The sequence below is a fragment of the Dehalococcoidales bacterium genome (genome assembly GCA_028717385.1).
Lineage (GTDB): Bacteria > Chloroflexota > Dehalococcoidia > Dehalococcoidales > CSSed11-197 > CSSed11-197.
Window position 1 is genome coordinate 1 of record JAQUNW010000006.1, and the last position, 21,844, is coordinate 21,844.

General features: G+C 46.4%; 22 protein-coding genes and 1 pseudogene. 13 read left to right on the forward strand and 10 right to left on the reverse strand.

Annotation, left to right across the window (positions count from 1 at the left end):
• Positions 1-254, reverse strand: a 254-nt coding sequence (locus PHX29_02655; protein ID MDD5604802.1) for a transposase, incomplete at its 3' end; no start/stop codon positions are given.
• Between the two features lie 105 nt (positions 255-359).
• Between PHX29_02655 and PHX29_02660 the strand changes: the two are divergent.
• From PHX29_02660 to dapA, 13 genes and pseudogenes are all read left to right on the forward strand, one after another.
• Positions 360-715: pseudogene (locus tag PHX29_02660) on the forward strand (transposase).
• A gap of 163 nt (positions 716-878) precedes the next feature.
• Positions 879-1,799, forward strand: a complete 921-nt coding sequence (locus tag PHX29_02665; GenBank protein ID MDD5604803.1) for an ABC transporter ATP-binding protein — start codon at positions 879-881, stop codon at positions 1,797-1,799.
• Positions 1,796-2,641: an ABC transporter permease subunit gene (locus PHX29_02670; protein ID MDD5604804.1), complete on the forward strand. Its 846-nt coding sequence runs from the start codon at positions 1,796-1,798 to the stop codon at positions 2,639-2,641. Before PHX29_02665 ends, PHX29_02670 begins: the two co-directional genes overlap by 4 nt.
• Before the next feature lie 59 nt (positions 2,642-2,700).
• Positions 2,701-3,594 (forward strand): formyltransferase family protein, encoded by an 894-nt coding sequence (locus PHX29_02675; protein MDD5604805.1) that lies wholly within the window; start codon positions 2,701-2,703, stop codon positions 3,592-3,594.
• Positions 3,595-3,728: 134 nt separating this feature from the next.
• Positions 3,729-4,328: a hypothetical protein gene (locus tag PHX29_02680; protein MDD5604806.1), complete on the forward strand. Its 600-nt coding sequence runs from the start codon at positions 3,729-3,731 to the stop codon at positions 4,326-4,328.
• 509 nt (positions 4,329-4,837) lie between these two features.
• Positions 4,838-5,302 (forward strand): MarR family transcriptional regulator, encoded by a 465-nt coding sequence (locus tag PHX29_02685; protein ID MDD5604807.1) that lies wholly within the window; start codon positions 4,838-4,840, stop codon positions 5,300-5,302.
• 24 nt (positions 5,303-5,326) lie between these two features.
• Positions 5,327-6,694, forward strand: a complete 1,368-nt coding sequence (locus tag PHX29_02690) for an MATE family efflux transporter (protein ID MDD5604808.1) — start codon at positions 5,327-5,329, stop codon at positions 6,692-6,694.
• A 109-nt stretch (positions 6,695-6,803) separates the two neighbouring features.
• Positions 6,804-7,166 carry a type II secretion system protein gene (locus tag PHX29_02695; protein MDD5604809.1) on the forward strand — a complete coding sequence of 121 codons (363 nt, stop codon included), beginning with the start codon at positions 6,804-6,806 and terminating at the stop codon, positions 7,164-7,166.
• A 172-nt stretch (positions 7,167-7,338) separates the two neighbouring features.
• Positions 7,339-7,602, forward strand: a complete 264-nt coding sequence (gene rpsO / locus PHX29_02700; GenBank protein ID MDD5604810.1) for a 30S ribosomal protein S15 — start codon at positions 7,339-7,341, stop codon at positions 7,600-7,602.
• 15 nt (positions 7,603-7,617) lie between these two features.
• Entirely contained in the window at positions 7,618-9,795 is a 2,178-nt protein-coding gene (locus tag PHX29_02705; GenBank protein ID MDD5604811.1) for a polyribonucleotide nucleotidyltransferase, read from the forward strand.
• Between the two features lie 11 nt (positions 9,796-9,806).
• Complete coding sequence (dapB, locus tag PHX29_02710) at positions 9,807-10,634, forward strand: 4-hydroxy-tetrahydrodipicolinate reductase (GenBank protein ID MDD5604812.1); 828 nt, start codon at positions 9,807-9,809, stop codon at positions 10,632-10,634.
• Positions 10,601-11,656, forward strand: a complete 1,056-nt coding sequence (locus PHX29_02715) for an aspartate-semialdehyde dehydrogenase (GenBank protein ID MDD5604813.1) — start codon at positions 10,601-10,603, stop codon at positions 11,654-11,656. Before dapB ends, PHX29_02715 begins: the two co-directional genes overlap by 34 nt.
• Positions 11,653-12,546: a 4-hydroxy-tetrahydrodipicolinate synthase gene (gene dapA, locus PHX29_02720; protein MDD5604814.1), complete on the forward strand. Its 894-nt coding sequence runs from the start codon at positions 11,653-11,655 to the stop codon at positions 12,544-12,546. Before PHX29_02715 ends, dapA begins: the two co-directional genes overlap by 4 nt.
• Here dapA and PHX29_02725 read toward each other — a convergent pair.
• The 9 genes from PHX29_02725 to nusA form a co-directional block, all read right to left on the reverse strand.
• Positions 12,543-13,826 (reverse strand): adenylosuccinate synthase, encoded by a 1,284-nt coding sequence (locus PHX29_02725; protein MDD5604815.1) that lies wholly within the window; start codon positions 13,824-13,826, stop codon positions 12,543-12,545. The two genes, dapA and PHX29_02725, sit on opposite strands and share 4 nt — an antisense overlap.
• 83 nt (positions 13,827-13,909) lie before the next feature.
• Positions 13,910-14,506 (reverse strand): CDP-alcohol phosphatidyltransferase family protein, encoded by a 597-nt coding sequence (locus tag PHX29_02730; GenBank protein ID MDD5604816.1) that lies wholly within the window; start codon positions 14,504-14,506, stop codon positions 13,910-13,912.
• Between the two features lie 45 nt (positions 14,507-14,551).
• Complete coding sequence (locus PHX29_02735; GenBank protein MDD5604817.1) at positions 14,552-15,688, reverse strand: glycosyltransferase family 4 protein; 1,137 nt, start codon at positions 15,686-15,688, stop codon at positions 14,552-14,554.
• A gap of 41 nt (positions 15,689-15,729) precedes the next feature.
• The gene (locus PHX29_02740; protein ID MDD5604818.1) at positions 15,730-16,851 is read right to left on the reverse strand and encodes an inositol-3-phosphate synthase; all 1,122 of its coding nucleotides are present in this window, start codon (positions 16,849-16,851) and stop codon (positions 15,730-15,732) included.
• Between the two features lie 82 nt (positions 16,852-16,933).
• Positions 16,934-17,830, reverse strand: coding sequence for a tRNA pseudouridine(55) synthase TruB (gene truB, locus PHX29_02745; protein MDD5604819.1), 897 nt, complete (start codon positions 17,828-17,830; stop codon positions 16,934-16,936).
• A gap of 3 nt (positions 17,831-17,833) precedes the next feature.
• Positions 17,834-18,187, reverse strand: coding sequence for a 30S ribosome-binding factor RbfA (gene rbfA, locus PHX29_02750; GenBank protein MDD5604820.1), 354 nt, complete (start codon positions 18,185-18,187; stop codon positions 17,834-17,836).
• A 2-nt stretch (positions 18,188-18,189) separates the two neighbouring features.
• Positions 18,190-19,986: a translation initiation factor IF-2 gene (infB, locus tag PHX29_02755; GenBank protein ID MDD5604821.1), complete on the reverse strand. Its 1,797-nt coding sequence runs from the start codon at positions 19,984-19,986 to the stop codon at positions 18,190-18,192.
• A gap of 3 nt (positions 19,987-19,989) precedes the next feature.
• On the reverse strand, positions 19,990-20,268 hold the full coding sequence (locus PHX29_02760) for a YlxR family protein (GenBank protein MDD5604822.1): 279 nt from the start codon (positions 20,266-20,268) through the stop codon (positions 19,990-19,992).
• Positions 20,255-21,649: a transcription termination factor NusA gene (nusA, locus tag PHX29_02765; protein MDD5604823.1), complete on the reverse strand. Its 1,395-nt coding sequence runs from the start codon at positions 21,647-21,649 to the stop codon at positions 20,255-20,257. Before nusA ends, PHX29_02760 begins: the two co-directional genes overlap by 14 nt.
• Between the last annotated feature and the right edge of the window lie 195 nt (positions 21,650-21,844).

The window sequence follows — 21,844 nt, forward strand, 5'->3', positions numbered from 1 at the left end:
ATGGATTGTAAGGGTCCAGCACATATTGGACTTTTAAGGGTTAGCAATAAATTTATCCAGATAATAACGCAGGGGAGCCTTTTTGCCTGTTCCACCCGCATACCGCCGTATTCCTTGCGCCACCTGTAATATGTCTGTTCGACGATGCCTATCTTGCGACTGGCTTCGGCAACGCTTAGTCCCTGGCTGAGGAGAATCTCGGCTTCCCTGAGCTTGTTGATGATCTGTTCCGGAGTGTATCCCTTCTTTACCATGCTGCCCCCCCCAATGTATTTTTTGACCTGCTCCCCAAAAACTGGAGCAAAAGTAAGGAGATTTCTTCGGAATGCTAGAATACTGGGGAAGGGAGTATTAGCTTCATGAAAAGATCGAACTTTACCACGGAGCAGATCGTATTCGCTCTGAGACAAGCCGAAGCGGGGACACCGGTTGTTGAAGTCTGCCGCAAAATGGGTATTGTTGAGCAAACCTTCTACCGCTGGAAGAAAAAGTATATTGGCATGGGAGTTGCTGAAGTCAGACGATTGAAGATATTGGAGGAAGAAAACCGTAAGCTGAAGCAGCTTGTAGCCGATCTTTCCCTGGATAAACAGATGCTTCAGGATGTATTAAGAAAAAAAGCCTGAAGCCTGCTCAAACCCGGGAATGTGGTCAATGGCTACAGCTATGCTATGAAGTAAGTGGGCGGAGGGTCTGTAGAATCCTTAATCAGTCCGCTTCCTGTTCGATTATATTTTCTTGCTTGTTATTATATTTGTTATTACTCTTCGATGTTAATCATCCTTTCCAACAATTTATAATTTCTACAGACAGCGCCACTTGAAAAGTGCTATATTTATTGATCAGACACCTGAGTGCGTAGAGAAGGATGCAAAGCCATGGCTAATGACCCAGACCTGGTGGTAGAAACTAAAAGCCTCACCAAACGTTTTGGCAGGATTACTGCCGTTGACGAACTTAATATAGAAGTATACAGGGGTGAAGTTTTTGGCTTCCTCGGGCCTAACGGCTCGGGTAAAAGCACAACCATGGGCATGATACTCGGCCTGATTGCACCAACATCTGGTAAAGTATTTGTTTTTGGTATGGACGTTGCTCATAATCTCCCTAAAATCCTCCGCCAGACCGGAGCACTCACAGAAAGTACCAGTTTTTATCCCTATCTTTCCGGCTATGAAAACCTTCGTTACTTCGCCCGTATTACTGGAGGAATCAATAACAGCCGCATAGAGGAAGTGCTCGAGCTGGTAGACTTGACGAACCGCGCCTATGATCCATTTTCAAACTATTCCCTGGGAATGAAACAGCGCCTCGGCTTGGCATCCGCGCTACTTGGTAACCCAGAATTTATCATATTAGACGAACCCACCAATGGACTCGATCCAGCCGGCATGAAAGAAATCCGAGAGTTAATTATGCTATTGGGGAAGCAGGGAAAAACAGTTTTTCTTAATTCTCACCTTCTTCACGAAGTCCAACAGGTTTGTGACCGGGTGGCGATCATCAAGAAAGGCAGAGTAATCACCCAGGGTCCAGTAAAGGAACTGCTTAACCGAAAGCGTTTACTACAAATACAAGCAACCCAAACCGACAAGGCTTTCGACCTGCTATCCGGCCAGGAATGGTTAAAAAACATCTCCCGCAATGGCGAGAGAATATTGCTTGAGGTTGATCCTGAATCAGCATACAAGGTTAGTGCTTTCCTAGCAGACAAGGGGATTTACTTAATCGAAATGAAATACACAGAAAATACCCTTGAGGACCTGTTTTTAGAGCTAACCGGGGAGGCAGCAATATGACATCAATGATAGCAGGGGAAATAACCAAAACAGTTAAAAGGCGGATGACTTGGATTTTGGTAGCTGTAATGGTAGTTTATTTTACTATCATATTCTTTGCTATTTATGGTGTTGTTGACAGCCCTCCCCGCATGATGTCCCCAGATATTCTGGCTCAAATCAGCGCTTCGCTACAGTTTCCCGGCGCATTTGATACTATTTTTTCTACGGCACGCACTATCGGCACATTGCTGGTAATAGTGCTCACAGCTTCATCTATCGGCAGTGAATATAGCTGGGGTTCAATCCGCCAGGTGCTAACCAGGAAGGGCATCAGATACCAGTTTGTTGTATCCAAGCTGATTTCACTGGTGTTATTAACCCTGATTGGATTGTTAATAGCAGTATTGGTGGGATTTGTTCTTTCTTTTATTACAGATAGCCTGCTTGGTTCCGTTGAGTGGAGTTTTATTACACCAGGTTTTATTGGTGAGATTGCTGTTACGTTTGGCTGGACATTGTTAGGATTGCTACCGTATATTACCCTTGCTGCTTTCTTTTCTTTCCTGGGGCGCTCTGCCATTTCCGGGATAGCAGGTGCGCTGGGTATCTACGTTATCGAAACAGTACTGGTAACCATTTTTAACTCTTCTGGTGGCTGGCTAGCAAAGATCCCTCAATACCTGTTAGGCCCGAATATCGATGCTCTTGTGCCGTCAACGCTGTTTTCTCAAAGCCCCTTTTTTGTAAGCGGAGAATTACCGGGAACAACCCACGCAACCATAGCATTGGCAATATATTGCGTTGTTCTGGTTACCGCTTCCCTTGCGGTTTTCCAAAAACGAGATATTTTACTCGGGTAGCCGTAATGTAGCACGGTCATTAGCAAACATAAACACATCTTCTATGGTATTATGATGCCATGAGACACTGGATATATACACCAAAGCAATCAGGACCGCCGCCTGTAATTGCCTTTTTTATATCTGGCTCTGGAACTAATTACCAACAAATTGTAGCGGCAAATCCACACAACCGGTATGTGGTTTTTACTAACCGACCGGGTTGCGAAGGAGCTCGTAATGCCACCGCAGCTGGCCACACCGTGATCGAGCTTAGCCATCATGATTACCTTGAAGGCGCAAGGGAAAAATACGGTTTAAACAAAGTTCCTCGGAACTGCCCGGAAAGAACAGAGTACGAAAAACGGGTTTCCGGTTTACTAGAAGAGGCATGCGGGGGAGAGCCCGATTTGATTTGCCTTGCCGGATATGACCAATGGGTTACAGACTGGTTGGTAGAAAGGTACTACCCCAGAATTCTTAACGTTCACCCCGGTGATACAATCAAAGGTTATGACGGTTTACACTGGCTTCCGTCTGCCAAGGCAATTATTGCTGGAGATCCAGCTGTTAAGTCTACCCTATTTCTGGTGGATAAAGGCGAAGACACTGGACCAGTACTGCTCCAGTCCAAACCTCTGGGTATTAGAGCGACTCTCAAAAATCTTAAAAAAAGAGGCGAAGGCGGACTGGTAGACCAACTTGAAAGCCTGCAGGCTTTCATCCAGTCCAGTGGTATAACTTCTTACCGGGATTTTAGCGCCCTCGCCAGCGCAGAGCAAAAAAGCCAGATAAAACTTATTTGTCAGGCTGTCCAGAACGAACTCAAAGTACAAGGTGACTGGAAAATATATCCATTCGCTGTTCATGAACTGATTTCTAAAGGGCGGGTTGAAGTTGATGGCAGAGACATCTACGTTGATGGCATCAAACAACCTGAAACCGGATATAGTAACGACTGCTTTAAGCTGTAGACATCAGAAATCCTTGACGATTGATCTGGATTTAACCAGCCTTACCCAGCCGGAACAGATGAACTAATTTATTGTATAATTATACAAGTACTTTAGTAACGCTCAATTGATCTACTCCACTAATCGTTTGTATTATGAAAATAAAAGAATTTAAAGGTATAGCAATTTCTGCAGTGGCTCTGGCTATTGCTTTTGGAATAGCATTAGCGGGTGGTTTAGACGGATTAGGCAATCCCGTCTATGTTTTTCAGCTAATTGGAATCTCTCTTTTGGCGGTTTCTACAGGCTTTATTTTCCACGAGCTGGCACACCGGCTGGTTGCCAGAAAATTTGGTTATTATGCTGAATATGAAATGTGGCCAGCCGGGCTTTTTATTGCACTCGTTTCCTCATTGATGGGCTTTATTTTTGCCGCTCCCGGTGCAGTGGTCATACGACCGGGTAACATAATTATTGCTGACCATAAAACACAAATGGAAAACTTGGGGCTTATTTCGATTGCGGGGCCTGCAACTAACATAGCGATAGCAGTTTTGTTCTTAGTGCTGGATGCTATATACCCGACCCTTATTTTTTACCTGGGAGCATATATCAACACTTGGCTGGCCATTTTTAACCTGATTCCATTTGGACCGCTGGATGGCGCCAAGATTTTCAGGTGGAGTAAATTATACTGGGGAGTTGCTCTGGCAATTGCGGTATTGTTGTATATCCTGCAGAGGTTTGCTCTCTAGAACCCAAAAAAGCCTAAATACCAATTTAAAATATTCTGACCCCATAAAAGCGCAGCCATAGTTCCCAGGGAAAGAAAGGTCCAAAGTGAATTGCCTGCCTTCCTTTTTTTTCTTTTGGTAAGCAATGCGACGGAGGTGTTATGATTGACTTTTGTGCTGGCAACCGGTCCGAAAGCACATTAAAAAACTGCCAAACACCAGCCCCGTCAGGGTAAACACGACTGCCCAGTAAATAGCCATAATGGCCTAATTTACATAGTTTTACCCACCCCAAAATCAACTATAGGGTATAGGACTGGCTTATTTGCAATTATCTGTTGGTAACTTGCCACAACAAAAACATAAGTGCTTGTAACTGGCTGGTTATTAGCCCTTGTTGATGTACTTTTTGTAGACATTTCTTTCATTTTGTTCAAACCGGTGGGGTTTTTATTTGTCCCTCAATTTTACACACCCCCACCTATTAGTTTATAATGTATACTTTCTACTTGATAAACTATTAGAATCATATGCGAGTTCCAAAAAACAAACTGCTGGATAAGATCAGCGCTGATTTATTATCTGTTTCCCCCTTGATACACCGCGGACTCCGGAGAAAGCTTGTAATGACCACGCTTGCCAATGCTAATTTGCCAATTACTCCGCTGCATATAGAAATCATGCGCCTGCTCAGTGAAAGCGGCGAATTACCCATCACCAGAATAGGCGAGGCGCTGAACATCACCAAAGCACAGATGACCCACCTGATAAACCGGCTGAGTGAAATGGAGATAGTGGAACGGCGGGCGGGCGTGAGTGACAGAAGGATAGTAAACATCGCCCTTACACAAAAGGGCAAAGAGCTTATCCGCTCCCACGACTCAAAATTGCGAGCAGCCGCCAGGGAAACCCTCTCATGCCTGAGCCAGGAAGAGCTGGAAAACCTGGCCACAGCTCTTGAAAGCATACAAAAAATCCTTTCCAAAACACTCTAGAAAGAAGAAAAACGACTTATCTAAATGAACTCTACAAACGTATTTGATACCGATAAAATAGGCAGCCTGCTGCTAAAACTGACCGCACCGGCTTTTATGGGAATGGCAGTTACCACCCTTTATAATGTGGTAGATACTATATTTATAGGCCATTATGTCGGCCAACTGGCTATAGCCGGGCTCTCGATAGTATTCCCTATACAAATGTTTTCCATGGGAGTGGGGCAAATGATGGGTATGGGGGGTGCCTCTCTGATTTCCAGGCTTCTTGGCGGAGGAAAGGTCCAAGAGGCAGAAAAGGTACTGGGCAACGCCATCACCGCAACCATAGTATTTTCTGCCATCATCATGATTGTAGGACTAAGTAATATAGACTACTTTCTAACACTAATCGGTGCCTCGCCGGACGTGCTTCCATATGCCAGGGACTACCTCCAGATAATCCTGATAGGCATGTTCTTCCAGACATTTGCCATGACCATGAACTTCCTAATACGTTCGGAGGGGAATTCCCGTGTTCCCATGAAGGGAATGATGATCGGTGCAGTAGTAAACATAGCCCTGGATGCAGTATTTATCATTCCTCTGGATATGGGGGTGCAGGGAGCAGCTCTTGCAACTATTATTGCCCAATTTATTTCTGTGCTGTATTTTGGCTATTACTACCTAAGTGGCGCCAGTTATTTTAAAATCCTGGTTAAGAACCTGAAGATCAAATGGGGAGTTCTTTGGTCCATCATCACCATTGGCTTTGCCTCTCTTGCCCGCACGACCGCCAACAGTTTTACGGTTATTCTTATTAATATTGCATTGGGTACTTATGGTGGCGATTTAGCTATCTCTGCTTACGGTATTATAAACCGGATATCCATGTTTGCCCTTATGCCCGGCATAGTAATCGGTCAGGGAATGCAGCCAATTCTTGGCTACAATTATGGCGCAGGTCGCTATGACAGAGCTTTAAAAGTGATTAAGCTTTCTATAATTTCGGCAACTATTTTTGGAATAACTTCGTTTATGCTATTGTATTTTTTACCAGATTTGCTGATACGGATTTTCACCAGCGATGCCAGTGTGATTGACCTGGGAATCCACGCAGCTAAGAAGGTATTTTTTGTAATATATATTGTCGGGTTCATCATGGTGGGATCCACCAGCTTCCAGGCGCTGGGAAAAGTCTGGCAATCGATAGTCTCTTCCATGGCAAGATCGGTACTATTTTTAATACCGGCAATTCTTCTGCTGCCCCGGCTCTGGCAACTCGATGGTATATGGCTGGCCTTCCCAATAACCGATGTACTTACCTTTGTATTGACGATGGCTATGTTTATACCTCAGGTTATCAACCTGGTAAAAGCCAGGAAACTTGAAGTAACGGCGAATGTGCAATAGTAATGCAGCCACAAATGATTTTTGCCTTATTGACACTCCAAAACGCATAAAATAAAATAGGGCTGTCGGATTGATTTGGCAAACTACAGTGAAGGAAAAGCTGCAGAATATGAAAAAGCTTTTTACCAAGTTCTTCAAAGGTGAAAAACAGTTATCAATCAACGACCTTATTCTTGTTTTAGTAATTCTTGGTATAGTAGCAATTGTGGCTGTGCCAAATATGATAAGCCATATCAACAAGTCGGGAATCCAGGCGGAAGAAGCAGAACTGCATGAAGTTTTAGCCGCCGTTGCTGCCGCCCAATACGAAGGTAAGGGAATGGTAATAGAATATAAGGATCGGCAAATTATTGCTGATAGTGAAGCTGAGCTCAACGACCCTGCCAGATATATAACAAAAGACACGATATATAAATACTCAATTACCTGGGATTGTGAAGTAACACAAGGCGCCCTGGTCGAACCAGATTAATATCCTCTACGATACTGCAACGGTGTTATCCTTAGTTGACAGTCATTCAGAGCTGGCACCGCAAGTCAAAGCGTGTTCTCTTCAAACACTTTATGTTTTACACTCTTGACAGGTTTGTGTTATAATCCACCCGATTATAAATAAAAAAAGCGAGAAGTCTCAGGAGTAAAACTTGGATAGGAAAACCAAATCCACCATCATTGAAGAGTACAGGCTGCACGAAGGGGATACCGGCTCAGCCGAAGTCCAGGTAGCCATACTAACCGCACGCATCAAGCAACTTACCCGTCATATGACAGATAACAGGCATGATTTCCATACCAAGCGCAGGCTCTTCCAGCTTGTCGGTCAACGGCGCCGCTTACTCTCCTACCTCTACAAGGAAGATGCAGACCGTTACCAGCAGCTCATACAGCGTCTGGGACTGCGCAAATAAAAACCAGGAGAAATCATGACTCCCCAAACTTTTAAGACCACATTGAGTGGTAAAGAACTCATTGTTGAGATCGGGCGCGTCGCTGCGCAGGCAGAAGCTGCCGTAACTTTGCGTTGTGGCGATACAGTTGTACTCACCACCGTATGTGTGAGCCCGGAAGCACGCGAAGGGGTAGATTTTCTACCCCTTACTGTTAATTACGAGGAGCGCATGTATGCGGCTGGGAAAATTCCTGGCGGTTTCCTCAGGCGTGAGGGTCGCCCTACAGATGAAGCCACACTTGCCGGCCGTCTTACAGACCGGCCAATAAGGCCTCTTCTCCCCAAAGATTGGCGCCGGGAAATACAGATAATTTCCACAGTACTATCTACCGATCAGGAAAACGACCCAAAAATACTGTCCCTTATTGGCGCTTCAACAGTATTATCCCTCTCCCAGGTACCTTTTGATGGACCCGTTGGTGCAGTACATGTAGGTTATTTTAACGGAGAATATAAAATCAACCCTTCTTTACCCGAACTCCAGGAAGCAGAACTCGATCTTGTAATTGCCTCTACCAATAAAGCGGTTGCGATGATCGAAGCCGGGGCCAAGGAGGTTTCTGAAGATGTGTTTAACAAGGCTGTCAAACTGGGGCATGAAGCCAACCAGACGATAATTGCCCTGCAGGAAGAAATAACTGCCGTTTACGGTAAAACCAAGGTTAGCTCGCCAAAAATCGAGCCTTCACCAGAAGTTACTCAAGCAGTAGAAGCCATCCTTGGCAACAGGCTGTCATCTGCCCTGGAATTACCTCTCAAGGCTGACCGAATTGATGCCATCGAGGCACTAAAACAGGAAATCCTTGATAATCTGGGGGATGAATATCCAATTTCCAATATCATGACCGTCTTCGAAGCCAGTCTTAAGACAGTAGTACGATCATCCATACTGGATAAAGGCCAGCGGGTTTCCGGGCGCGGATTGAAAGAAATACGCCCCTTGAGTTGTGAGGTGAACCTGTTACCTCGTGTTCACGGTTCCGGGCTCTTTAATCGTGGTGAAACCCAGGTGTTGTCTATTGCCACTCTAGGCGCAATCCGCCAGGAACAAATGCTGGATGACATTGGCATAGTTGATACCAAACGCTTTATGCATCATTATAACTTCCCGCCATTTTCCACCGGTGAAGTCAAGCGAACCGGCTCACCTGGCCGTCGTGAAATAGGGCACGGAGCCCTGGTGGAAAGAGCTCTTACAGCTGTAATGCCACCGGATGCCGATTTCCCCTATACCATCAGAGTGGTATCTGAAGTTCTTAGTTCGAATGGTTCAACATCCATGGCCAGTACCTGCGCTTCTACCTTGGCTTTGATGGATGCCGGTGTCCCTATCAAAGCTCCAGTTGCCGGAATCAGCATTGGCCTGGTTACCGATGATAACGGCCGTTTTACTCTGCTTACCGATATCGAAGGCATGGAAGATCACCTTGGGGACATGGATTTTAAAGTTACCGGTACATCGCAGGGAATTACTGCCGTACAGATGGATATGAAAATCAAGGGTTTGAGCCTGGAAATTGTAGAAGGCGCCATGACTCAGGCAAAAGAAGCCCGCCTGGATATTTTGGAAGTTATGAAGCAAGCCCTCGCCGAATCAAGAAGCCAGGTTAGCCCTTATGCTCCCAGGATGCACAAAATAAAGATCAACCCCGAGAAGATCGGCACGGTCATCGGCCCTGGTGGAAAGATGATACGTAATATTATCGAGGTCAGCGGGGCTACTGTTGATATCGAAGATGATGGCTCAGTATTCGTTGGTGCAACCAGCGAAGAATCCGCCAACAAAGCTATCCAGATGATTACCGACCTGACTCGTGAAGTAGAAGTAGGCACAATCTACACCGGCAGAGTAACACGCCTGATGAACTTCGGTGCATTTGTTGAAGTACTCCCCGGTAAGGAAGGGCTGGTTCACATCAGCGAACTTGCCGATTACCGGGTCGATAAAGTTGAAGATATAGTCAAGCCGGGCGATGAGATTACGGTCAAAGTCACCGACATTGATTCTCAGGGCAGGATTAACCTTTCCCGCCGTATCCTTTTACCTGGTGCCCAGGACAAGCCGGATAGCCCGCCAAGACCCCAGGGCAACCGGTTTAAGAATCACCGCTCCTCCGATCGTCCCAACCGCCCCGGCGGATTCAAACGCTAGGGAGGAAAACCGTGAGGAAAATAAAAGTCATCGTCCATGGTGCTCGTGGCAGGATGGGGCAAACGGTCGTTGGCGCTGTACAGGCCGAGCAGGATATGGAGCTCGTATGCGGCATAGATACTTCACCGGGAAGTTTGAATGTTCCCACGGGTAACGGAGTTATTCCCGTATATGCCAACGCCACAGAAGCGATTGACAACCATCAGCCGGACGTAGTTGTAGATTTTTCCCTGGCTCACGCACTTCTTCCCCTTGCCAGGGAAGTATTATCTCACAAAGTACGCCTGGTTAGCGGAACCACTGGTATAGACAGCCAGGCTTTGGATGAAATAAAAACTCTGGCAAAAAAGTACAAAACCGGAGTCATTTATGCAGCCAATTTTGCCATTGCTTCGGTTATGATGATGCATCTTTCCCGAATCGCCTCTCCGTACTTCGACCATGCTGAAATTATCGAGTTGCACCATGAAAAAAAGGCCGATGCTCCCTCTGGCACTGCGCTGAGCACGGCAAAAGGCATGATTGATTCACGAGGCAAACCTTTTATAGCTCCAGACACCGCCCCGGGAGCACCCTCCCGCGGTCTTAACCAGAACGGAATTTCCATACACAGCGTGCGCCTTCCCGGCATTCTCGCCAGACAGGAAATAATCTTCGGTGCCCCAGGGCAAACCCTCACGATATCATCCGACACCGTAAGTAGAGATTGTTATATGCCTGGTGTTATAATGGCGATTCGCAGGGCTATGACCATTGAAGAAATGGTGACCGGCCTTGATATACTATTAGGTTTACAGGAGGCAGCGTGCAATACTCGGGAGATAAAAAATACAGGGTAGCAATCCTCGGTGCAACTGGCCTGGTAGGCCAACAATTTATCAATATTCTTCAGGAACGCAATTTCCCCGTTTCTGAATTGAAATTGCTTGCTTCAGACCGTTCCGCTGGTGGCAAAATAGACTTCAAGGGAGCGGATATTGTTGTCGAGGAAGCCAATGCTCATTCTTTTGAAAATATTGAAATAGCCTTTTTTTCCGCTGGCTCAGATGTCAGCCGCTACTATGCACCAATTGCTGCCAAGCAGGGGGCTGTGGTAATAGACAATAGTGCCGCTTTCCGCATGGATCCGCGTGTTCCTCTGGTGGTGCCTGAAATCAACCCAGAAGATATTGCAAAGCACAACGGCATAATTGCCAATCCAAACTGCTCCACCATTCAAATGGTAGTCGCCCTCTTTCCACTGCATAAAGTAAACCGGATCAAACGCATCATAGTATCCACCTATCAGTCTGTTTCCGGCACGGGCAAAGCAGCCTTAACCGAACTTGAAAACCAGTCCCGCCTGGTACTGGAGAATAAAGAGGTCATTCCTCATGTTTATCCGCACCAGATAGCATTTAGTATTTTGCCGGAAATCGATGTATTTCTGGATAACGACTATACCCGTGAAGAATGGAAAATGGTTGAAGAAACCCGAAAGATTATGCACGCTCCGGATATTGCAATTTCCGCTACTTGTGCCAGAGTTCCGGTTTTCTATAGCCATAGCGAATCTGTAAACGTTGAATTCAGTGAGCCCATTTCTCCAGATAGTGCACGCCGGATTCTTGCTGTGGCGCCGGGAGTAAAAATCCTGGACGAACCGACGGTCAGTCTTTACCCGCAACCGGTATCTGCAACCGGCACGGATGATGTATACGTCGGCCGGATTAGGCAAGATTTTTCTACCACTAACGGGCTCGTCATGTGGGTTGTGGCTGATAATATTCGTAAAGGCGCGGCTTTAAACGCCATACAAATTGCCGAAACCATGATAAAAAAAGAGTGGGTTCAGCGCGGTCAGGAGGATGAAGGAAGATGAAAGAAATGGGCAGACTTATTACTGCAATGATAACCCCAATGAAAGAAGATGGCTCGGTAGATTACGAGCAAGCTAAAGTTCTGGCTAACAAGCTGGTTGATTCCGGTTCAGATGGTGTAGTGGTCGTTGGCACAACCGGAGAATCCCCAACACTGGTCAGACCTGAAGAGTTAAGGCTTTTTGCCGAAGTTAAGGACGCAATCGGAGATCGCGCTTCGGTTATCGCTGGTACCGGCTCAAACGCCACCGCAGAAGCAATAGAAGCTACTATACAAGCTGAAGACATTGGAGTGGACGCGTGCCTCCTGGTAGTGCCCTATTATAATAAACCTTCCCAGGAAGGCCTTTATCAGCATTTCAAGGCAATTGCATCGGCAACAACATTACCCTGCATTCTTTATAATGTTCCTTCACGTACAGTGGCAAATCTTTCGGCGGAAACTACTATTCGACTAAGCCAGATTGATAACATCGTGGGAATCAAGGAAGCCAGCGGCAACTTCGAAGAAATTTCCAAAATCATAAGGTCAACAAAAGAAGATTTCAAGGTCTGGAGCGGCAACGACAGTGATACACTTCCCCTGCTTGCTATCGGGGCTTACGGTGTAATCAGCGTCGTCTCACACCTGGTGGGCAAACAAATCAAGGAAATGATCGAAAGCTTTTTAGAGCATGACATTAAAAAGGCAGCTGCTATCCACAATCGCCTGATGCCTCTCTTTAAGAATATGTTTATTACCGCCAACCCATGTCCGTTAAAATATGCATTGAACTATCTTGGATTTTATGTTGGCAAACCAAGACTCCCGCTAGTCGAGCCTGATGAAAAATCAGCCGCTATTATCCGCGAGGTATTAGCTAATTCGGTAGTTGATTTACCGATACCCTAAAATAGTGGGGAGACTTCTATAGTTTGCGCTCTTTCGGGGCCTATACATGCCAGATTCACCGGGCACCCTATCAGCTCGGATAGCCGGGTAATAAAGTTCCTGGCTTCCATGGGTAAATCCCCCCAGGTACGGACACCGGTGGTATCAACCTGCCAGCCAGGTAATTCTTCATAGACAGGCTTACATTTTTCCAATTCGCTGATGCTGGATGGGAAATAGTTGATTTCTTTATCTCCCAGGCGATAGGCAACACAGACTTTCAAGCTGGGAAAACCGTCAAATACATCCACCCTGGTAATTACAGCACCGGTAAAACCGTTTATGCGTGCACTGTAACGGGCGGCTACCCCATCGAACCATCCACACCTGCGAGGCCGCCCGGTGGTAGTACCGTATTCCTGAGCTTCTTCACGAATTCGTTCTCCCATTTCATCATGAAGCTCGGTAGGCAAAGGCCCGCTGCCTACACGAGTACAATACGCCTTATACACTCCCAGCACCCGGTCTATACGATTGGGTGCAACCCCACTGCCAAGACTGGCATTGCCAGAAAGAGGCGATGAAGAAGTCGCAAAGGGATACGTACCGAAGTCTGGATCAAGCATGGCACCCTGAGCCCCTTCCAGCAATACCGTTTCCTGTCTTTCAATACTTGCTGAAATCAGCTCAACTGTATCTTTAATAAATGGTTTCAGCTTATCAGCATAACCTGCATATTCCCGATACACTTCATCTGCATCCAGTGGGGGCGCGCCATAGATACGCTCCAGGATTACGTTCTTGTTTTCCAGCACGGTTTTTATACGGCGTTGCAAACTGCGTTTATCGAGCAGGTCGCCAACCCTGATACCCATCCTGGCAGTTTTGTCGGTAAAAGCAGGGCCAATCCCCCGCAATGTAGTACCTATGGCTTTCTTACCACGGGACTTCTCTTCAAGCTCATCCAGAAGCGTGTGGTAAGGCATTATGAGATGAGCTCTATCGCTAATAACCAAACGACTGGTATCAATGGCCTTTTCAGCAAGTTTTTCAAGTTCGGCAATCAGGGACCGTGGATTAACCACTACGCCATTACCAATAACACAGGTAACATTGGGGTAAAATATCCCGGAAGGAATGAGATGCAGCTTAAAATGCCCAAGTGGGTTAATTACGGTGTGTCCGGCATTATCCCCTCCGGCAAACCTTACAACCACGGACGATTTTTCCGCTAGCATATCCACGACTTTGCCTTTGCCTTCATCTCCCCATTGCGCTCCAATAATTGCTACTACTGGCATAACCTGCTCCTTGTAATTATAATCATTTTCATAAACACACACTCATCCCCGGGATTAGATGTGGCAGGGGATTTTATATAATCTTACCTGGTTTTTTGCCAGACCAAGATAAGCCGTTGTACCGTAGTTATTATACTAAAGAAGACTACTATTGCTAAAGCAATGATTATGTGATTTACGATTATACCCACACCGAGCACAATTACCCTTTCTGATCGGGTAAATACGCCATCCTTTAGCTCCAGACCAATTCCTTCTGCGCGGGAGCGTATATAACTGACCAGGAAAGAAAAAAGCATTGTCACTGCAACCAGGGTAACCCCCGGAACGCTGGCTTGCACGCCTAAATAATAAGCTAATGCAATTAATACCGCTCCCTCACTGGCGCGATCAAGGGTGGAATCAAGAACAGCTCCGAATTTGCTGACTTTGCCAGTATAACGCGCCAATGCCCCATCAAACATATCGCAAGCAGCTCCGGCAAGTATTACCAATCCACCGGCAATGTTGTAACCGGCACCGGTTAAACCGGCACCGGAGAGCACTACAATAAATCCAAACCAGGTCAGCATATCCGGGGTGATACCGGTTTTAGATGCCACCCTGACTACCGGCCCGGCGATAGCACCGGCCAGCTTTCTGCGGAAATTTTCCAGTCTGGGCTGGGCACTCAAAGACAACCAAGCCTCCTGTTAATTTTCGGTAGTAATATTACTGCTGTTCTATCATGACCGACAACGGGTAATAGTATCCTGATAAAACTGCAACACGCGGTTGGCGACTATTTTCCAGTCATAACGGGCAGCCGTAGCAATTCCGTGCTGTCCCATTTCCTGCCTTGTTGCTTCTTCGTCAATAAGCTTTTCCAGAGCTTCGGAAAGTATTCGTGCATTTTTAGGCGGCACCAGGATGCCTTCCTGGCCATCGGTCACTACGTGCCGGTATCCTTCGATATTAGTGGCTACCATAGGTTTTCCCAAGGCCATTGCTTCCAGCAATACAATACCAAAACTCTCCCTGCCGGTAGCCGGACTGCAATAGATATCGGCAGTCTGATAATACCTGGGCAATTCATCATAGGTTACACGCCCAACAAAAGCGACATCTTCGATGCCGCGCTTCCTTACCGTTCTTTCGTAACTGCGCCTGAGCACTTTCCCGGGACCAACCACGATCAGGCGAACGTTATCGTTCTTCTTCCGGATTATCTCAAATGCTTTTAACAGGTAATCCAGCCCCTTGCGTCTCTCCATGCGGCCTACAAACAAGATGTTTATCTTGCCATCTTTGAAACGCTCAATAGGGGGAACCTGAGGATTGAAATGTTCCAAGTCAATACCATTGGGAATGATAGTGTATTTACCGGGCACGTGTTTACGCGCGTATTCATATGCTGGTTTTGAAACAGCAATGTGTCCACTCAGCTTGCGGTTACGGCGACGCATTAAATAATAAAAAAGCGGCCAGCTGATATAGTATCCCGGTCTGCCGCCAAATGCGTGAAAAGTCCCTACGGTTATTGTATCAGAAAATCGAAGGGTCGCCGTACAAAGCATTGGAATAAATGGCTCATGCAAATGAATTATATCGAATTTTTCCCGAGCTAGCGCAGCCTTGATATCTTTGGAAAGCCGCAAAGAAAGACTGATACGAGCAATGGAACCACTCATTGGGACTGAACGTGGTTTGCCAATCTGTATAAAGCGGCCATCGACCTGCGGCGACACAGATGCCTCCGAGGCAGGTGCGATAATCCTTACATCATGCCCCATCTGGCAAAATTGCTTGTCCAGTGCAAGGATATGATTAACTACACCCCCCGGATGGGCAAAGTCATAAGGCGATACCAGAGCGATTTTCATTTGCCTGCTGACAGCCTTAACACCCTCTTTGGGGTGCAGTGTTAAGGCTTCTTTTCTTCAGCAACCGCTTTCTTTGCCGGTTCAGGGCAGGACTTTGTATCGGCAATATAGTCTTCTACCATATGGCGAGCAACGTCATCGGTGTATTGAACCGGAGGTGATTTCATAAAGTAGGCAGATGGGGCTTCAACTGCACCCTTTATACCACGGTCAAGCGCCAGCTTGGCACAACGTACGGCATCGATTACCACACCAGCAGAGTTGGGGCTATCCCAGACTTCCAGCTTGGTTTCAAGATTCAGCGGTACATCACCAAAAGTACGTCCCTCCATGCGAATGTGGCAGAATTTACGGTCTTCAAGCCACGGAACATAATCACTGGGGCCGACATGAACACAACTGGGATCCAGCTTGTAATCCAGCTGTGATGTTACTGCTCCAGTTTTGGAGATTTTTTTAGATTCAAGCCTTTCTCTTTCCAACATATTCATAAAATCGGTATTTCCACCGAAGTTAAGCTGATAGGTTCTTTCCAGGCGAACTCCGCGGTCAGCAAATAAACGGGTAAGAACACGATGGACTATCGTGGCACCAACCTGGGATTTGATGTCATCTCCAATGACTGGCAACCCTTTACTAGCAAAACGCTGCTGCCAGTATTTTTCCCTGGCTATAAAAACCGGAATACAATTGACTAAACCACAACCAGCTTCCAGTATTTGCTCTACATACCACTTGGTAGCCATTTCACTGCCAACCGGAAGATAGTTGATAACTACATCGGTTTTAGTATCTTTGAGGATTTTTACAATGTCTGCGGTAGGGCCAGGAGCCTTTTCGATTATTTGAGAAAGGTATTTACCCAAACCGTCATGGGTCATACCCCGTTCTACCTTGACGCCCAGTTGAGGGACATCACAGAATTTAATGGTGTTGTTGGGAGGTGCGATAATCGCCTTACTGAGATCTTTGCCGACTTTGTTTTTATCGACATCGAAAGCAGCTACAAAATTGATATCGCTAATATGATACCCGCCCAAGTTGACATGCATCAGACCTGGAACAAATTCAAATTCCTTGGCTTTCTTATAGAATTGAACCCCCTGTACCAGCGAGGATGCGCAGTTCCCTACACCGATAATCGCAACATTGATACTACCCACGTTTGACCCCTTTCTTTTTTATGTAAAGCTTAATTATTTACCTTGATCAACCTATGAAATATAGCTATTTAAAGGCCGAATGTCAAGGTTGACTTGCCCCGACAAATACTTTCCGGGGCTTATACCAGTCTGGCGCTTGTCCTGATACTAACAGCGCAGCCAGACTTCCGTTTTCGTCATATGCTCGCCATGTATTGCCAGTACCAGGCATGTCTTGCCGATAAATACTACCACCATTGGCAACAAGCCCAGCTTCTTCCTGCGTTAAATTGATAGCAGATAAATGACCCAGAACAGTATCCAGCGGCAGGAGATTTGACTTGATAAGATCTTCCCCATTCTGCTCATCAATATCGTCCAGGCATACAGAACTGGCGATGTCTAATGGACCATATTCGGTGCGCTCCAGCTTACTCAAATATCCTCGGCTTTTTAAAGCCAATCCGATATCGCGGGCAAGAGAACGTATATAAGTACCGCGACTGCAAGTAACATCAATTGTAAGAATGGGTAATTGAAAAGATATTATCTGCAATTTATAGATTGAAACGCTGCGGCTGGCAGGCTCGGGATTCAAGCCTTCTCTTGCCATTTGATACATTCTTCTCCCATCCAGTTTGAGAGCGGAAAAGACAGGGGGTATTTGCTGAATGACTCCAGTAAACATCCCAATTACTGATTCTGCTAGTTGCAACGTTATGTGGGTGGTTTCAGCGGTAGCGATAATATTGCCAGTAATATCAAGCGTATCGGTTTCGTTCCCCAGCGTAATTTGCGCACGATAGGTCTTGGCATGATCCAGGCAATATTCCGCAACTCGGGTGGCTTTTCCCAACATCACTGGCAGCACTCCGGTCGCAAAAGGATCAAGCGTGCCTGCGTGCCCAACTTTATCAACTCCGGCAATACGCCGAACTTTAGAAACCGCTTTAAAGGAAGTTATACCCGCTGGTTTATTAAGATTAAGGATGCCATCCACTAGCTAGAGCGATTCCTCGTGTTTGATTTCTTCAATCAATTCGAGCACTTGAGCACCCCTGGCTATTGAGTTATCCTCCTGGAACAGGATATCGGGAATGGTACGTATTCGTATGCGCTTCATAAGCTCGTTACGAATAAACCTCGAGGCAGATTCCAGCGCAGCCATGGTTTCCTTTTTGCTCTGTTCAGATCCATAAAAACTGACGTAAACTTTAGCAAAGCTCAGATCAGGAGCAGTATCTACCCGCAAGACAGATACAAAGTTATCCAACCTGGGATCCTTGAGTTCTCGCAGCAATAAATCTGAAATTTCCTGACGGATAAGACTGTTTATCCGTTCAATTCGCCGTGACACAGCTATACCTGCCTGGTTTTTTGCTTGCGGAATATCTCAATAATATCACCAACCTGGAAAGCGTCAAAATCCTTTAGGTTAACTCCACATTCATAACCTGCAGGAATACTGCGCACGTCATCTTTAAAGCGTTTTAAACCGGTAACCGCTGATTGGGCAACAACACTCCCACCGCGTTTGACTCTCGCCAGTGCGTCCCGGGTTACTGTTCCTTCCGTAACATAGACGCCAGCAACTTTACCCTTTTTTCCGCTAGGGAATACCGCTCTTACCTCACATACGCCTTCCACAACTTCCACAATTTGCGGTGCCAGCAAGCCCTTGAGGGCTTTTTCCACGTCTTCAATAAGTTCATAAATTATTCGATAAGCACGAATGTCAATACTTTCAGAGTCAGCTAGTTTTTGTGCCCCGGATTCTATTCCTGTGTTAAAAGCGATAATCAAACCTTTGCTGGCAACTGCCAGCATAACATCACTTTCAGTCACGTTTCCAATCCCTGCCCTGATAATAGTTACCCGGACTTTCTCGGTACTAAGTTTTTCAAGTGAATCTCGAACTGGTTCCAGACTACCTTGAACATCAACTTTAAGAACCACGGTCAGCTCTTTAACTTCGCCTTCCTCAATCTGATCGAAAACGTTGGACAGGTTAACTGTCTGGACTTCCTTCTCTTCCGTCTTGCGCTGAACAAATGCGCGAGCTTCCTGTTCAGAGTTGAAAGCTACTACCGGATCACCCACTTCAGGGATATCGTGCAGACCAAGCACGGCGACAGGGGTAGAAGGATTAGCCCGACGCATGCGCCGGCCACTACTGTCAAACATCGCCCTTACCCTACCCCAGGTAGCACCGGCAGCAATGTTATCTTCAAGCCTCAAAGAACCATCGTGCACCAGTACAGTTGCCATCGGTCCTCGATTTTTATCAAGACGTGCCTCTACGACTACGCCGCGTGCCAATAAATTAGCATCAGCCTTTAATTCTTCCATTTCTGAAACCAGCAAGATATTATCCAATAAATCGGAGATACCTTCACCGCTCATCGCAGAAGTATGCACACAGATAGTATCGCCACCCCATTCTTCACAGAGCAAACCAGCTTCGGCAAGCTGTTGCTTTACGTGGTCCGGATTAGAGCTGGGTTTATCTATCTTGTTGACCGCAACGATTATAGGAACACCTGCCGCCCGGGCGTGATCAATTGCTTCAAGCGTTTGCGGCATCACCCCATCATCAGCAGCCACCACCAGAACAGTGATGTCGGTGACCCTGGCGCCTCGAGCCCTCATAGCAGTAAAGGCTTCATGACCGGGAGTATCCAAAAAAGTAATTTTTTGCTCACCAACCTTGACCTGGTATGCACCAATATGCTGGGTTATCCCTCCGGCTTCGGTGCTCATAACATTAGCTTTACGTATTGCATCAAGCAGGCGTGTCTTGCCGTGATCAACATGCCCCATAATGGTCACTACAGGAGGTCTGGGTTTTAGATTGCCTGGCTCTCCGATAGTCTTCTGTTGGCGTTTAATCTCACTGATAATACTAGCCGCCTGGGTAGCAATCGGCTGCGGCTTGGTTTCAAAACCCAGTTCAGCACTTACCGCTGACGCGGTTTCATAATCTATCACCTGGTTTATATTAGCCATGATACCCCGGCGCATCAGTTCTTTTATAATGTCTACTGGGGTCAAACGCAGTAATTCCGCCAGATGGCGCACACTTAAAGCTCGAGGAAGTTCTAGCGGCGCACTCTGCTTCTTTGATTTACCATTTTCTGTCTCTTTAGCTAGTGCCAATTCTCAAATACTCCTCTCAAGCTTTTCTAAATACTCGCAGATGCCAGCTTTCTCTTCAGTCGTAATACTCCGATGCAGCGAATGAGGGAGTTTATCTTTTTTCAAAGCAGTTTCCCAGCATTCCAACACCGGGCATATATAAGCTCCGCGGCCTTTTTTCTTCCCGGTTTCATCAACCATAACCCCTTCCGGACTGGCGACAATTCGCACAAGCTCCCGTTTGGGAGCTACCCGCCGGCAAGCAACACAACAGCGCTGGGGAACATGTTTAGAAGTACTCATCCTCATCATCTGCATACAGTATATCCCGCTTTTGCTTATTCAAGCGTATACCGTCTTCCGCCTGTTCCTTTTTGGTGGTCTTTTTTTTCTTTTTCTTGGGCTCCGGTTTAGCCGGTGGCGGTATAAGAACATCTTCGGCAAATCTGAGAGCAGGCCCGGAATCTTTACGCGGCAGCGACCGGTCACCTGCTTCGATTGTTACCGGTATCAAATCAGGCTCGATTTCTTCAGATACCTCTTCGACGGGCGATTGTTCTGTAATTGTCTCAAGTTCCTGTTCGGTAGCAGCCAGAGCTGCCTCAGCTTCTTCTTCAGCTCGTCTGGCTTCGTATTCAGCCCTTTCCTCTTCAGCCTGGGAAAGGCTTTTGATATCTATTCTCCACCCGGTTAATTTTACTGCCAATCTAACATTCTGACCTTCTTTACCAATAGCAAGTGAAAGTTGTTTATCGGGGATGATTACTTCAGCAGCTTTTTCATTTCGGTTGATCCTGACTTCCGAAACATGAGCCGGACTCAACGCATTGGTAATAAATACAGCAGAATCGGGATTCCAGGCAATTACATCTATTTTTTCGCCATTTAGTTCGTTGACGATATTTTGTATACGAATTCCGCGCAAACCAACACAACAACCAACAGGATCCACGCCCTGCTGACGGGCAGCAACTGCAACTTTACTACGGTAACCTGCCTCGCGCGCAATTTCTTTAATTTCCACAGTACCATTGAATATCTCGGGTACTTCAAGCTCGAAAAGCCGCTTTAATAAACCGGGATGAGCACGAGAGGCTACCAGTTGAGGGCCGCGAGATGTTTCTGCGACTTCAACCAGGTATACTTTCAATCTTTGCCCTACCCGATAGCGTTCGTTTGGGGACTGATCCTGGGTAGAGAGCAGTGCTTCAGCCCTGCCCAAATCTACATAGGTATTGCGGGTGTCAACCCGGCGGACAGTACCAGTAATAATATCACCGACTTTATCTGCATACTCGGCATAAATAGCGCTGTGTTCAGCATCGTGAAGACGCTGCAGGATAACCTGCTTGGCGGTTTGAGCTGCTATTCGCCCCGCATTATTGGGGGTAGATTCTACCATGATTTCATCATCAAGAGCAGCCTTTTTATCCAGGCGCTTTGCATCAGTCAGGCTGATTTCCTGACGGGAATCAGTAACGTGGCTTACTACCTTTTTTTGCGCCCATACGGCAACCTCCCCGGAAGAGGGGTTGATCTTGACGACAATATTCTGGTTGGGAACGAAATTATTCTTGCGATAAGCTGATACAAGCGCGGATTCCACCGCTCCCAGTACCACCTCTTTTGAAAGATTTTTTTCTGCCGATAGCTGAGTTATGGCGAGCATGAAGTCACTCTTCATACCGTTCTATCCTTCCTCCAGATATAAAACTCCCTGACAACAAAAAAGTGGGCTTTTGGCGTCCCACTTGATAGAAGTATTCTCTTGTACCCTAAATATAGCACAGATGTCATAAAAAATGCAAGCTTCCAAGCTTTCCGCGTTGCTGGAACTGTATCTAGAAGTACGATGTCATACCCTAAAAAACCTGAAAAC

Coding starts and splice junctions, on each gene's coding strand:
- PHX29_02735 (MDD5604817.1), bottom strand. CDS start 15,688: ATGAAAATCGCTCTGGTATCGCCTTATGACTTTGCCCATCCGGGGGGT.
- nusA (MDD5604823.1), bottom strand. CDS start 21,649: ATGAAGAGTGACTTCATGCTCGCCATAACTCAGCTATCGGCAGAAAAA.
- PHX29_02670 (MDD5604804.1), top strand. CDS start 1,796: ATGACATCAATGATAGCAGGGGAAATAACCAAAACAGTTAAAAGGCGG.
- PHX29_02680 (MDD5604806.1), top strand. CDS start 3,729: ATGAAAATAAAAGAATTTAAAGGTATAGCAATTTCTGCAGTGGCTCTG.
- PHX29_02685 (MDD5604807.1), top strand. CDS start 4,838: ATGCGAGTTCCAAAAAACAAACTGCTGGATAAGATCAGCGCTGATTTA.
- PHX29_02695 (MDD5604809.1), top strand. CDS start 6,804: ATGAAAAAGCTTTTTACCAAGTTCTTCAAAGGTGAAAAACAGTTATCA.
- PHX29_02760 (MDD5604822.1), bottom strand. CDS start 20,268: ATGAGTACTTCTAAACATGTTCCCCAGCGCTGTTGTGTTGCTTGCCGG.
- dapA (MDD5604814.1), top strand. CDS start 11,653: ATGAAAGAAATGGGCAGACTTATTACTGCAATGATAACCCCAATGAAA.
- PHX29_02725 (MDD5604815.1), bottom strand. CDS start 13,826: ATGCCAGTAGTAGCAATTATTGGAGCGCAATGGGGAGATGAAGGCAAA.
- PHX29_02665 (MDD5604803.1), top strand. CDS start 879: ATGGCTAATGACCCAGACCTGGTGGTAGAAACTAAAAGCCTCACCAAA.
- PHX29_02690 (MDD5604808.1), top strand. CDS start 5,327: ATGAACTCTACAAACGTATTTGATACCGATAAAATAGGCAGCCTGCTG.
- PHX29_02705 (MDD5604811.1), top strand. CDS start 7,618: ATGACTCCCCAAACTTTTAAGACCACATTGAGTGGTAAAGAACTCATT.
- PHX29_02675 (MDD5604805.1), top strand. CDS start 2,701: ATGAGACACTGGATATATACACCAAAGCAATCAGGACCGCCGCCTGTA.